13 protein-coding genes are annotated in these 12,622 nt (G+C 73.9%); 11 read left to right on the top strand and 2 right to left on the bottom strand.

Translation table 11 applies throughout. The features are described from left to right. Window positions 1-53 precede the first annotated feature (53 nt). Window positions 54-1,730, top strand: coding sequence for an IclR family transcriptional regulator C-terminal domain-containing protein (locus tag ACFVFQ_RS35285; protein ID WP_383424175.1), 1,677 nt, complete (start codon window positions 54-56; stop codon window positions 1,728-1,730). Window positions 1,731-1,748: 18 nt separating this feature from the next. Here the strand turns inward: ACFVFQ_RS35285 and ACFVFQ_RS35280 are convergent, their stop codons facing one another. Continuing rightward, entirely contained in the window at window positions 1,749-2,720 is a 972-nt protein-coding gene (locus ACFVFQ_RS35280) for a YihY/virulence factor BrkB family protein (RefSeq protein ID WP_383424172.1), read from the bottom strand. Between the two features lie 18 nt (window positions 2,721-2,738). Here ACFVFQ_RS35280 and ACFVFQ_RS35275 point away from each other — a divergent pair, with 18 nt between their 5' ends. After that, window positions 2,739-4,382: an acyl-CoA dehydrogenase family protein gene (locus ACFVFQ_RS35275; protein ID WP_383424169.1), complete on the top strand. Its 1,644-nt coding sequence runs from the start codon at window positions 2,739-2,741 to the stop codon at window positions 4,380-4,382. 168 nt (window positions 4,383-4,550) lie between these two features. Here ACFVFQ_RS35275 and ACFVFQ_RS35270 read toward each other — a convergent pair whose 3' ends face one another. After that, entirely contained in the window at window positions 4,551-4,967 is a 417-nt protein-coding gene (locus ACFVFQ_RS35270) for a hypothetical protein (protein ID WP_383424166.1), read from the bottom strand. A 298-nt stretch (window positions 4,968-5,265) separates the two neighbouring features. Here ACFVFQ_RS35270 and ACFVFQ_RS35265 point away from each other — a divergent pair, with 298 nt between their 5' ends. From ACFVFQ_RS35265 to cysD, 9 genes are all read left to right on the top strand, one after another. Then, window positions 5,266-6,666, top strand: a complete 1,401-nt coding sequence (locus ACFVFQ_RS35265) for a GAF domain-containing protein (protein WP_383424163.1) — start codon at window positions 5,266-5,268, stop codon at window positions 6,664-6,666. A 148-nt stretch (window positions 6,667-6,814) separates the two neighbouring features. After that, window positions 6,815-7,696, top strand: a complete 882-nt coding sequence (locus tag ACFVFQ_RS35260) for an LLM class flavin-dependent oxidoreductase (protein WP_383424159.1) — start codon at window positions 6,815-6,817, stop codon at window positions 7,694-7,696. A gap of 91 nt (window positions 7,697-7,787) precedes the next feature. Continuing rightward, window positions 7,788-8,378: a GNAT family N-acetyltransferase gene (locus tag ACFVFQ_RS35255; RefSeq protein WP_383424154.1), complete on the top strand. Its 591-nt coding sequence runs from the start codon at window positions 7,788-7,790 to the stop codon at window positions 8,376-8,378. Between the two features lie 204 nt (window positions 8,379-8,582). Next, on the top strand, window positions 8,583-8,666 hold the full coding sequence (locus tag ACFVFQ_RS35250; protein WP_383424235.1) for a putative leader peptide: 84 nt from the start codon (window positions 8,583-8,585) through the stop codon (window positions 8,664-8,666). A 218-nt stretch (window positions 8,667-8,884) separates the two neighbouring features. Then, window positions 8,885-10,579 (top strand): nitrite/sulfite reductase, encoded by a 1,695-nt coding sequence (locus ACFVFQ_RS35245; RefSeq protein ID WP_383424153.1) that lies wholly within the window; start codon window positions 8,885-8,887, stop codon window positions 10,577-10,579. 28 nt (window positions 10,580-10,607) lie between these two features. Next, on the top strand, window positions 10,608-10,850 hold the full coding sequence (locus ACFVFQ_RS35240) for a hypothetical protein (RefSeq protein ID WP_383424151.1): 243 nt from the start codon (window positions 10,608-10,610) through the stop codon (window positions 10,848-10,850). Next, the gene (locus ACFVFQ_RS35235) at window positions 10,847-11,533 is read left to right on the top strand and encodes a phosphoadenylyl-sulfate reductase (RefSeq protein ID WP_383424149.1); all 687 of its coding nucleotides are present in this window, start codon (window positions 10,847-10,849) and stop codon (window positions 11,531-11,533) included. Before ACFVFQ_RS35240 ends, ACFVFQ_RS35235 begins: the two co-directional genes overlap by 4 nt. A 23-nt stretch (window positions 11,534-11,556) precedes the next feature. Next, window positions 11,557-12,090, top strand: coding sequence for an adenylyl-sulfate kinase (cysC, locus tag ACFVFQ_RS35230; RefSeq protein ID WP_383424146.1), 534 nt, complete (start codon window positions 11,557-11,559; stop codon window positions 12,088-12,090). Next, the coding region (gene cysD / locus ACFVFQ_RS35225; RefSeq protein ID WP_383424144.1) for a sulfate adenylyltransferase subunit CysD at window positions 12,087-12,622 on the top strand (536 nt) is incomplete at its 3' end. The genes cysC and cysD, both read left to right, overlap by 4 nt.

Genomic DNA, 12,622 nt, shown 5'->3' with positions numbered 1-12,622 from the left:
GGGTCGTGTCAACGGTCCGCCCGGTACGGTTCCGCACTGCCGTGGAGGGTCCCTTGCCGTCGTCCGTCCGCACCGCCTTGCCCGCCTCGTCGCCGCCACCGGAGGCGGTGGCGCCGCTGATCCGCGCGCTGGCCGTGCTGCGCGCGCTGACCGCGGCCGGCGGGCGGGCGGCGGTGAGCGATCTGGTCCATGCCACCGGCCTGGCGCGCGCCACCGTGGACCGCGTGCTGAGCACCCTCGCCGCCCTCGGCCACGTCCGCGCCGAGGGTCGCGACGCGGTGCTCGCCCCGGGGCTGTTGGAGCTGGGCAACGCCTATCTGGCCGCCACGGGGCTGCCCGACCGGCTCGGTCCGCTGGCCGACCGGCTCGCCGATGCACTGGACGAATCGGTGTCACTGGCCGTCCCCGACGGCGACGGGGTGCGCTTCGTCCACCAGGCGATCCGCCGCCGCGCGATGTCTTTGGCGTTCCGGATCGGCGATCTGCTGCCGGCCGAACGGGGCGCGCCGGGCGCCCTGTTCGCGGCGGACTGGGGCGCGGCACAGTGGCGCCGCTGGCGGGCGCGGCGGGCCGCGGACCCGGCCGACGCGGGCTTCCCCGCGGTGCCGCAGCGGGGCCGGGACGAGGCCGCCGAGGCCGGCGCCCGGCGGATAGCGGCGGACTTCACCGCGCGGGTGGCCGCGGCGCGGGAGACCGGCTGGTCCGCGGACGACCAGCTCATCGAGCCGGGCCTGATCGCGGTGGCGGTGCCGGTGCGGGCGCCGGCGGGCGAGGTGGTCTGCGCGGTGAGCGTGGTCAGCCACACCAGCCGGCACGCCGCCCTCGCGCTGCCGGACGCGGTCCTCCCCCGGCTCCGCGGCACGGTCGCCGCCATGGAGGACGCGCTGGGCGCACCGCCCGCCCCGGCCGTCGGGGACGCCGACCGCCCGGCCGATGGGCACCTGGCCGCGAAGCGACAACTGGGCCCCGGGTTCGTCGCGTCGGTGGCCCGCGGGCTGGCCGTGCTCACCGCGTTCGGCCCGGGCCGGGAGGAGTTGACGCTCGCCGCCGTCGCCGGGGCCACCGGGCTCCCCCGCGCCACCGCCCGGCGCGCCCTGATCACCCTGACGCACCTCGGCTACACGGAGTCCGGTGACGGGCGCTTCCGCCCCACCCCGAAGGTGCTGGACCTCGGCTTCGCGCGGCTCTCCGGGCTGACCCTGCCGGAGCTGGCCCGGCCGCATCTGGCCGCGCTGGCCGAACGGGTCGGGGACTCGGCCTCGTTGGCGGTGCTGACCACCGACGGCGGCGACACCGTCCGGTACGTCGCCGGGGTGCCGGGCGGGCGCATCCTGAGCGTGACCCTCCCACCGGGCACCCGGGTACCGGCGCACGCCACCGCCCCGGGCCGGGTCCTGCTGGCCGGACTGTCGGCCGCCGAGCGGGCCGCCCGTCTGGGTGGCGCCACGGCCGCCGGACGGGCCGGGCTGCCCGCCCTGCTGGACCGGGTCCGTACCGAGGGCCATGCCCTGGTCGACGACGAACTGGAGGCGGGGCTGCGTTCGTTGGCGGTCCCGGTGCACGACCGCGCCGGTCGCGTGCTCGCCGCGGTGGGCGTGGCCGGCCACGCGGCCGGCCGGCCGCCACGGGCCACCGCCTCCGCCGTGTTGCCGGCGCTGCGCGCAACCGCCGCCGCGATCGAGGACGAGGTGCGGGTGGCCGGGCGCTATCTGCCGCTGCCGGTGCCCTGAACTACCCGGTGCTCCGCGTCACTCGGCGGCGCGCCGCCGTTCGCGCTCCGCACGGGCCGCGGCGGTGGCGACCGACGGCCACACCCGGTCCAGGGCGGCGTTCATGGCGGCGCCGACCAGCACCGCGAAGGCGGAGACGCCGATCCACAGCAGGACCGCGACCGGGGCGGCCAACGAGCCGTAGATCGTGGGTCCCTCGACGGTCGCGGTCAGGTAGAGCCGGAGCAGGAAGCTGCCCAACAGCCACATCGCCAGGGCGACGACGGCGCCGGGGATGTCCTCACGCCAGGGCGAACGGACCGGCACCGAGAGGTGGTAGAGGGTGGTGAGGAAGGCGATGGAGAGGACCACCACGACCGGCCAGTACAGGATGCGGATGGCGTCCTCGCTGGCGGGCAGCCAGCCGACGACGACATCGGGTCCTGCGACCATCAGCGGCAGCGCGATCGCCCCGACCACCAGCGCGGCGAGGTAGAGCAGGAAGGCCAGCAGCCGGGTCTTGACGATGCCGCGGCGGCCGTCGAGCCCGTACATGATCGTGATGGTGTCGACGAAGACGTTGAGCGCGCGGGAGCCGGACCACAGGGCGATGGCGAAGCCCAGGGAGATGACGTCGGGGCGGCGGGCGGTGAAGACGTCGTTGAGCAGCGGGCGGGCGATCTCGTCGACGCCGCGGCTGGAGAGCACGGTGCCGGCGGCGCGCAGCAGGTGCGTGCGGAAGCTGTCGACGGTGGCGTGGCCGACCCACGGTTCGGTGTAGCCGAGGATGCCGACCAGGCCCAGGATCAACGGGGGCAGCGAGAGCAGGCACCAGAAGGCGGCCTCGGCGGCCAGACCGGTGACGCGGTAGCGCATGCAACTGCCGACGATGTCCTTGAGCAACAGCCAGATGAGCCGGTGGGTGGAGACGTTGCGGTACAGGGCGCGGGCGCGGATGAGGCGCCCGCGCGGCGGTCCCTGCGGTTCGTTCGGTTCGTTCGGCGGCGGCACCTCCTTACCGTATCGGGCATGGCAGCTACCACTCATACCGTGACGAACCAGCCCCCGCCGCTGACCGGGTACGACGTCTTCGCCGCCGATCCGGCGCTCACCGAGGGGGTCGCCCGGTACGTCACCGGGGAGCACCTCGACGGCGTGCGGGAGGAACTCGGCCGGCTGGGGCGGGCGGCCGGCTCGGCCCAGGCGCAGCGCTGGGGCGAACAGGCCAATGCGCACCCGCCGGTGTTGCGCACCCACGACCGCTACGGCCACCGCATCGACGAGGTGGAGTTCCACCCGGCCTGGCACCGGCTGCTCGGCCACGCGGTGACCGCCGGGCTGACCGACGCCTGGTCCCGTCCGCACGGGCACGTCCGGCGTGCCGCCGGCTTCCTGGTGTGGACCCAGGTGGAGGCGGGGCACGGCTGCCCGCTGTCGATGACCCATGCGGCGGTGCCGGCGCTGCGGGCCGAGCCGGAACTCGCCGCGGTGTGGCAGCCGCTGCTGACCTCGCGGGTGTACGAGCCGGAACTGCGGCCGGTCGCGCGGAAGGCGGGGGCGCTCGCCGGGATGGCGATGACGGAGAAGCAGGGCGGCAGCGACGTGCGGGCGAACACCACCGTCGCCCGGCCGCTGGCGGCGACCGGGGAGTACGCGTTGACGGGCCACAAGTGGTTCTGCTCGGCCCCGATGTCGGACGCGTTCCTGGTGCTGGCCCAGGCACCCGAGGGGCTGACCTGCTTCCTGCTGCCGCGGGTGCTGCCGGACGGCACCCGCAACGCGTTCCGCCTCCAGCGGCTCAAGGACAAGCTCGGCAACCGCTCCAACGCCTCGGCGGAGGTGGAGTTCGACGGGAACACCTGGGCGCGCCGGGTCGGCGAGGAGGGGCGCGGGGTGGCGACGATCATCGAGATGGTCGCGGCGACCCGGCTGGACTGCGTGACCGCGTCGGCGGCGGTGATGCGGCAGGCGGTGGCGCAGGCGCTGCACCACGCCGCGTACCGGGAGGCGTTCGGCCGCCGGCTGGTCGAACAGCCGCTGATGCGCAACGTGTTGGCCGATCTGGCGCTGGAGTCGGAGGCGGCGACGACGCTGGCGCTGCGGCTGGCGGCGGCGTACGACGGCGGCACCGAGCGGGACCGGGCGTTCCTGCGGCTGGCGCTGCCGGCGGCCAAGTACTGGGTGACCAAGCGGTGCACGCCGCTGGTGGCCGAGGCGCTGGAGTGCCTGGGCGGCAACGGCTATGTGGAGGAGTCGGGGCTGCCGCGGCTGCTGCGCGAGGCACCGCTGAACTCGATCTGGGAGGGCGCCGGCAACGTCCAGGCGCTGGACGTGCTGCGGGCGCTGCGCCGCGAACCGGCGGCACTGAACGCCTACTTGACCGAGATCGGCGCCGCGCGGGGCGCGGACCACCGGCTGGACCGGGCGATCCAGGGGCTGTTGACCGAGCTCGCCGACCTGGAGGGCATCCAGGCGCGGGCCCGGCGGCTGGCCGAGCGGCTGGCGCTGGTACTCCAGGGCTCGCTGCTGGTGCGGTTCGCGCCGCCGGAGGTGGCCGATGCGTTCTGTGCCGCCCGGCTCGGCGGCGACGCGGGGGCGGCGTTCGGCACGCTGCCGCACACGCTGGACCTGGCGGCGGTGGTGGAGCGGGCGCGACCGGTGGCGGCCGGGTAGTACGGGCCAACGGGCCGAGTCCCTAGGGGAGTTAGGGGCGCGGCGGCGGTTCCGTGCCCCCGGCCGGAACCGTCAGCAAGCCGGCTCCGGCCGGGGGACGGACAGGGGATAACCGCCGCCGCGCCGGGTGGGAGCGGCACCGCGCCGACTCGGCACCGTTCCCGGTCTTCAGGGCCATCGCGGCGGCTGCGGCGCGGTGCGTCCGCGCAGCGCCGCGTCGATGACCACGATGATCTCGACGTCCGGTACGTCCGGCCGGAAGCCGACCAGGACCCCGCGCGCCTCGTAGTACCGGATCACGCGGTAGGCGTCGTCCGTGCCGTCCACTCCCGCCTCGCGCAGGTGCACGACGAGGTCGGCGAAGGCCGGTACGGGCAACGGACCGCCGAAGCGCGCGACCCGATCGAGGAGTTGCGGCGCACCGTCGATCACATAGCCCCCGGTCGGCAGGGGCTGACGCCTGATCAGGACGTCGACCGCGGACAGCCGGGGCACGCCGTAGTGTCCGGCCAGCCGGACGGCCCGGGCGCTCCGGCCGCCCTCGCCGGTGCCGATCACCACGACCCGCGGGGCAGCGGCCACCATGGTGAGCCCCCTCCCACACCGTGCCGACGACGTGGGCGGTCGATCGCGTCCCCGGCATCCATCGGAGGTCCTCCGTCGGGTGGCCGGCGAACGTCCGATGGGGGTCCCCACGCCTTGGGGTGTGGAGGAAGGACGCCATCGACCGCCGGTGTTCAGGCTTCCCTGCGGGCGTCATAGGCCACAACGGTTGCATTCCGTTGCACCTGTTCTGCTCAATATCCTTTCCTGGACGGCTGCTGACGGCACGATGGGCAGGGACCGGGGGCAGGCCGGACGCATGGGCACGACGGAGAGCAGTGTGAACGACAGACCGATCGAGAGGGCCGGCGGACGGACCGGCGACCGGCCGGCCGAGCGACCTTTGGAGAGCGCCGTCCGGTCGGCCCAGGACATCCGGGAGACCGCGCGGCGGCTGTCCGGCCTCCACGAGGCGGCGCTGACCGGCGAGTTGACGCCGGAGGCGCCCCGGGACGCGCCCCGGACGGTGATCGGGGAGTCCTGGCAGCGGGTGCTGGACCGCGGGGTGGACCCGGAGCGACCCTCGGACCAACACCTGCTCTCCGTAGCGGAGTTGGAGCACCGGCGGCAGCGGTCCCGACTGGCATCGGTGCTGCCGTTGCTCGGCGGCGAGCTGCTGCCGTCCGCCGACGCGGCCCAGCAGATCATGGTGGTCACCGACGCCGAGGGCCGGGTGCTGTGGCGGGACGGCAGCGCACCGATCCGGCGGATGGCCGACCGGCTGGGCTTCGACAAGGGCGCGGACTGGACGGAGGGGGTGGTCGGCACCAATGCGATCGGCACCGCGCTGGTGGCCGGCAGCCCGGTGCTGGTGCACTCCGCCGAGCACTTCCTGCGCAGCCACCACCAATGGACGTGCGCCGCGGCGCCGTTGCGCGACCCCCGGGACGGGCGACTGCTCGGCACCGTCGACCTCAGCGGCCCGGCGCACTCGTTCCATCCGACGACACTGGCGCTGGTCTCCGCGGTGGCCCGGCTCGCCGAGGGCGAGCTGCGCACCCGGCACCATGCGTCCCTGGGGCGCCTGCGGGCCAGCGCGGCACCGGTGTTGGCCCGGATCGGCGGGCGGGCGCTGGCGGTGGACCCGCACGGCTGGACGGCGGCGGTGACGGGGATGACCCCGCCGGACCGGGTGGCGCTGCCCAGGGAGCCGGAGGCCGGGCCGCTGTGGCTGCCGCGGTACGGGATGTGCACGCTGGAGCCGCTGCCGGGCGGCTGGTTGATCCGGCTCGGCCGCCCGGAGCCGGCGCCGGGGCCGCACCGGGTGGTGCTGGACCTCGGCGGGCCGGGTGGTCCGGTGGTGACGGTGGCCGGCCCGGCGGGCAGTTGGTCGCACGCGCTGACCCCGCGCCACGCCGAGCTGTTGTTCCTGCTGGCCACCCATCCGCGCGGGCGCAGCGCGGCCGAGCTGGCCCGGGACGTGTTCGGTGACGGCGGGCGGACGGTGACGGTCCGGGCCGAGCTGTCCCGGCTGCGGCGCCATCTCGCCGGGGTGCTGGCCCATCGGCCGTACCGCTTCGCGGACGGGGTGGAGGTGGAACTGCGGCTGCCGGCCCGGCCGGTGGAGCTGCTGCCGCACTCCACGGCGCCGGGGGTGCTGGCGGCCCGACGGTCCGGGGACGACCGACCCGGCGGCCAGCCGCCGGAAAACCCGGTGCACGGGCAGCACCCCCTCCCCTAGGGTGGGCGCGCTCTGACACAGCTCTCCAGAAGGACGTCGCAGAACGGGAGCGGCCGACGCGCGGGACCGCGCGCCGGGCCAAGCGAGTGGGCGACACGACCATCCGCGCTTTCGCATGCCCTCGGCATGCCGTTCTGGAGGATCTTCCGTGTCCGTAGGTCTCGGCCTTCCCATTGGCGACCCCGCGCAGCTGCTGACCTGGGCGCGGCGCGCCGACGCCGCCCCCTTCTCCACCGTCGCGCTGCTCGACCGGCTCGTCTACGCCAACCCCGAACCCCTGATCACCCTGGCCGCGTTGGCCGGCGCGACCTCCCGGGTGCGGTTGCAGACCGAGGTGCTGCTGGCCCCGCTGCACCGCACCGCGCTGCTCGCCAAGCAGGCCGCAACGCTGGATCTGCTGTCCGGCGGCCGGTTCACGCTCGGCATCGGCCTCGGCGGGCGCGCCGACGACTACCTGGCCGCGGGGGTGGAACTGCGCACTCGGGGCCGCCGGTTGGACGGGCAGGTGGCGACGCTGCGGCGACTGTGGGCCGGTGAGCCGCTGTCCGCTGACGTCGGTCCGGTGGGTCCGGCGCCGGCCCGGCCCGGCGGTCCCGAGGTGCTGTTCGGCGGGTTCGTGCCGGCCGTGGTGGAGCGGGTGGCCCGGTGGGGCGACGGTTTCCTCGCGGCGGCCCTGCCGTCCCAGCAGATGGACGCCATGTTCCGGGACGTGGAGGCCGCCTGGGTCCGCGCCGGCCGGGCCGGTAGCCCCCGCCTGCTGGCCCAGGTGAACGTCGCCCTCGGCCCCGACGCCGTACTGGACCGCGCCCGTCGCGAACTGCGCGCGTACTACGGCTCCTCCCCCTACACCGACCACGTCGTGAACGGTCTGCTGACCACCCCGGCGGCGATCCGCGAGGCGGTCGCCGGCCTGCTGGCCATCGGGGCGGACGAGGTGATGCTGTACTGCTGGTCGCCGGACCCGGACCAGGTCGGGCGGCTGGCGGACGCGGTCTTCGTACCGGAGGGCGACTGGCCGGGCGTGCCCTAGCATCTGTGGGCCGGGCGCCACCCCTCAGCGGGTGGCGTCCCGCCTGCCGGACCGGCGCCCGGCCCCTCCCCCGTTGTGATGTGCTGGCCACATGAGCCACTCCGTCACCACCTGGTACCTGGAACAGACCTCGCCCGCCGACCTCGCGCCCGCGACCGCGCCGCCGGCGGAGCAGGGGGTGCGGATCGTCCGCTCCGAGACACCCTCGCCCGAATTCAGCCGGTTCCTCTACACCGCGGTCGGCGCGGACGTCCTGTGGACCGACCGGCTGGGGTGGCCGTACGCGCGGTGGGCCGAGCACCTCGGGCAGCCGGGGACCGAGACCTGGGTCGCGTACGAGCGCGGGACGCCCGCCGGGTTCATCGAGTTCCAGGCGCAGCCCGAAGGGTCGGTGGAGATCACCTACTTCGGGCTGCTGCCGGCGTTCCGGGGGCGACGGATCGGCGGGCAGCTGCTCGCCCACGGGACGGCGCGGGCCTGGGACCTGGCCGAGCGGTGGCCCGGGCTGCCGGAGACCAAGCGGGTGTGGCTGCACACCTGCACCGACGACGGGCCGCACGCGCGGGCCAACTACGAGCGGCGCGGCTTCCGGCTGTACGCCACCGAGGTGGGCGAGGAGCCCACCGCCGAGACGCCCGGCCCGTGGCCCGGCGCGGGGCCGGTACCGACCGCCGCGAACTGAGGCGAGGCCGCTTCCCGCGCCACATCAGGCACCGCTCCGCGGCCCCCTTCGCCGCTCCCGCCGGCGTCCGACTGCCCAACCGCCGCTCACCCGCCGCCCGTCCACCGCGTGACGCACACCACACCGTCTCGCCATTCGGTACGTACACGTCCACATCTTGGATGACGGTGGACTGTCCGGAGAACTGCGTGCCACGCTTCCGTCATGTCTGAAGCTGGAATTGCCTTGGTGAGTCGGCGGCACGTCGACCTCGGCCGCATGTCCAGCGCCATTTGTCGGGCGGGCTGAGGCCGCGCGTGCCGGGACCCCACCCGCGCCCCCGGACACCACTCAGCACCACCGTTCTCGCACGCCGTCCCCATCGTCGCGGACGCGCTGCACCCCCGATGCGCACAACCACCCAAGAGCGCGCCGCCGTGCGCCGCGTTCGGCATGTCCGCGCAGGTCAAACGGGGTCCGTCGCAGCCGTCCGCAGCCCCTTTGAGCCGCCCAGAAGGACGTAAACCATGGCCGCCAACCCGGACCTCCCCACCGCCACGACCCGCCGCAAGGCCGGCCGCCACCGCGGCGAGGGCCAGTGGGCCGCTGGGCACTTCACGCCGCTCAACGGCAATGAGCAGTTCAAGAAGGACGACGACGGTCTCAATGTGCGGACACGCATTGAGACGATCTACTCCAAGGCCGGTTTTGACTCCATCGACCCCAACGACCTGCGGGGACGGATGCGTTGGTGGGGTCTCTACACCCAGCGCAAGCCCGGCATCGACGGCGGCAAGACGGCGATCCTGGAGCCGGAGGAGCTGGACGACGAGTTCTTCATGCTGCGGGTCCGGGTCGACGGCGGCCGGCTGACCGTCGCCCAACTGCGCGCCATCGGCGAGGTCTCCGAGCAGTACGCGCGCGGCACCGCGGACATCACCGACCGACAGAACATCCAGCTGCACTGGATCCGCATCGAGGACGTCCCCGCCATCTGGGAGAAGCTGGAGGCGGTGGGGCTGTCCACCACCGAGGCGTGCGGCGACTGCCCGCGCGTGATCATCGGCTCCCCGGTCGCCGGGATCGCCGCCGACGAGATCATCGACGGCACCCCCGCCGTGGATGAGATCCACGACCGCTACATCGGCAGCAAGGAGTTCTCCAACCTGCCGCGGAAGTTCAAGACGGCGATCTCCGGCTCGCCCGTCCAGGACGTGGTGCACGAGATCAACGACATCGCGTTCGTCGGCGTCGTCCACCCCGAGCACGGCCCGGGCTTCGACCTGTGGGTCGGCGGCGGCCTGTCCACCAACCCCAAGTTGGCGCAGCGCCTGGGCACTTGGGTGCCGCTGGACGAGGTCGCCGACGTCTGGGCCGGCGTGGTCGGGATCTTCCGCGACTACGGCTACCGCCGGCTGCGCACCCGTGCCCGGCTGAAGTTCCTGATGGCCGACTGGGGCCCGGAGAAGTTCCGCCAGGTGTTGGAGGACGAGTACCTCAAGCGGAAGCTGGTGGACGGCCCGGCGCCGGAGCAGCCGGTCGCCCAGTGGCGCGACCACATCGGCGTGCACCGGCAGCAGGACGGCCGCTACTACGTGGGTTTCGCCCCGCGCGTCGGCCGGGTGGACGGCACCACCCTCACCAAGATCGCCGAACTCGCCGCCGCGCACGGCTCGGACCGCCTGCGCACCACCGTCGAGCAGAAGCTGATCATCCTCGACGTGGCCGAGGACCGGATCGACTCGCTGGTCGCGGGCCTGGAGGCGCTGGACTTCCAGGTCAACCCCTCGCCGTTCCGGCGCGGCACCATGGCCTGCACCGGCATCGAGTTCTGCAAGCTGGCGATCGTCGAGACCAAGGGGCGCGGCTCCTGGCTCATCGACGAACTGGAGCGCCGGATGCCGGACTTCCAGGAGCCGATCACCATCAACCTCAACGGCTGCCCCAACGCCTGCGCCCGCATCCAGGTCGCGGACATCGGCCTCAAGGGCCAGTTGGTGCTGGACGAGCACGGCAACCAGGTCGAGGGCTACCAGGTGCACCTCGGCGGCGCGTTGGGCCTGGAGCCGGGCTTCGGCCGCAAGGTCCGCGGGCTGAAGGTGACCGCCGACGAACTGCCCGACTACGTCGAGCGGGTGCTGCGCAACTTCCAGGAACAGCGCGCGGACGGCGAGCGGTTCGCCACCTGGGCGGCGCGCGCCGAAGAGGGTGCGCTGAAGTGAGCCGCACCGCGAGAGCCGGGGAGGCATCGTGAGCGAACGCGCCGCGCCGTTCTACTGCCCGTACTGCGGGGACGAGGACCTGCGCCCGTCGGAGGGCGGATCGGGGGCCCCGCAGGCCGAGCGGGGCCGAGGGCACGCGGGAGGGGCCTGGGAGTGCCGGGCGTGCAGTCGTGGCTTCCGGCTCGCGTTCCTGGGCCTGTTGGCCCCGGGAGCCGCCGGGCCCCGGTCCGCTTCCGCTTCCGCTTCCGCTTCCGACGGAGGTACGCCGTGATACCCACCGATCTTCAGCGGCTCGCCGAACAGGCGGGCCGCGACCTGGAGGACGCCTCCGCGCCGGAGATCCTCCGGTGGGCCGCGGAGACCTTCGGCAGCCGCTTCTGCGTGACGTCCTCGATGGAGGACGCGGTGGTGGCGCACCTGGCTTCCCGGGCGTTCCCCGGCGTGGACGTGGTGTTCCTGGACACCGGGTACCACTTCCCGGAGACCCTCGGCACCCGGGATGCGGTGGCGGCGGTGATGGACGTCAACCTCGTTACCCTGACACCGCGTCAGTCGGTGGCGGAGCAGGACGCCGCGTACGGGCCGAAGTTGCACGACCGCGATCCGGACCTGTGCTGCCGGCTGCGCAAGGTCGAGCCGCTGGAGGCCGGCCTGGCGCAGTACGACGCCTGGGCGACCGGGCTGCGCCGGGACGAGTCGCCGACCCGCGCCGACACCCCGGTGGTGGGCTGGGACGCCCGGCGGCAGAAGGTCAAGGTCTCCCCGATAGCCCGCTGGACGCAGGACGACGTGGACGCCTACATCACCGAGCACGGGGTACTCACCAACCCGTTGCTGATGGACGGCTACGCCTCCGTCGGCTGCGCCCCGTGCACCCGCCGGGTGTTGGCGGGGGAGGACGCGCGGGCCGGCCGCTGGGCCGGCACCAACAAGACCGAGTGCGGACTGCACTGATGGCGGAGATTCAGGAGAGAGAGATGACGGGCGCCACGATCTGGCTGACCGGTCTGCCGAGCGCGGGCAAGACCACCCTCGCGCGCGAGTTGGCCGACCGGCTGCGCGGCGAGGGCCACCGCGTCGAGGTGCTCGACGGTGACGAGATCCGCGAATTCCTCTCCGCGGGCCTCGGCTTCGGCCGCGCTGACCGGCACACCAACGTCCAGCGGATCGGCTTCGTCGCCGAGCTGCTGGCCAGCAACGGCGTGAAGGTCCTGGTCCCGGTGATCGCCCCGTACGCGGACAGCCGGGAGGCGGTGCGCAAGCGCCACCAGGGCGAGGGCACCCCGTACGTGGAGGTGCACGTCGCCACCCCGGTCGAGGTCTGCTCAGAGCGGGACGTGAAGGGCCTGTACGCCAAGCAGGCGGCCGGCGAGATCTCCGGTCTGACCGGCGTCGACGACCCCTACGAGGCGCCGGCGGCACCCGACTTGCGGATCGAGTCGCACACCCAGACCGTCCAGGAGTCCGCGGCGGCGCTGCACGCGCTGCTCGTCGAGAGGGGGCTGGCGTGACGACCGTCGCTTCTGTCACCGAGGAACTCCACGACCCCTACGCGCTGTCCCACCTGGATGCGTTGGAGTCGGAGGCGGTGCACATCTTCCGTGAGGTGGCGGGGGAGTTCGAGCGGCCGGTGATTCTCTTCTCCGGTGGTAAGGACTCGATCCTGATGTTGCATCTGGCGCTGAAGGCGTTCGCGCCGGCGCCGGTGCCCTTCGCGTTGCTGCATGTGGACACCGGTCACAACTTCCCCGAGGTGTTGGAGTACCGCGACCACACGGTGGCCCGCCACGGGCTGCGGTTGCATGTCGCCTCGGTGCAGGACTTCATCGACCGCGGCGAGTTGCGCGAACGCCCTGATGGCACCCGCAACCCCCTGCAAACTGTCCCGCTGCTCGATGCGATCGACTCGCACCGCTTCGACGCTGTCTTCGGGGGCGGCCGCCGCGATGAGGAAAAGGCCCGCGCCAAGGAACGCGTCTTCTCCCTGCGCGACGAGTTCGGTGGGTGGGACCCGCGCCGCCAACGCCCCGAACTGTGGCAGCT

The sequence above is a fragment of the Streptomyces sp. NPDC057743 genome (assembly GCF_042798755.1).
In the GTDB taxonomy this organism is placed as follows: domain Bacteria; phylum Actinomycetota; class Actinomycetes; order Streptomycetales; family Streptomycetaceae; genus Streptomyces.
This window is presented reverse-complemented; position numbering and strand designations above follow the sequence as displayed.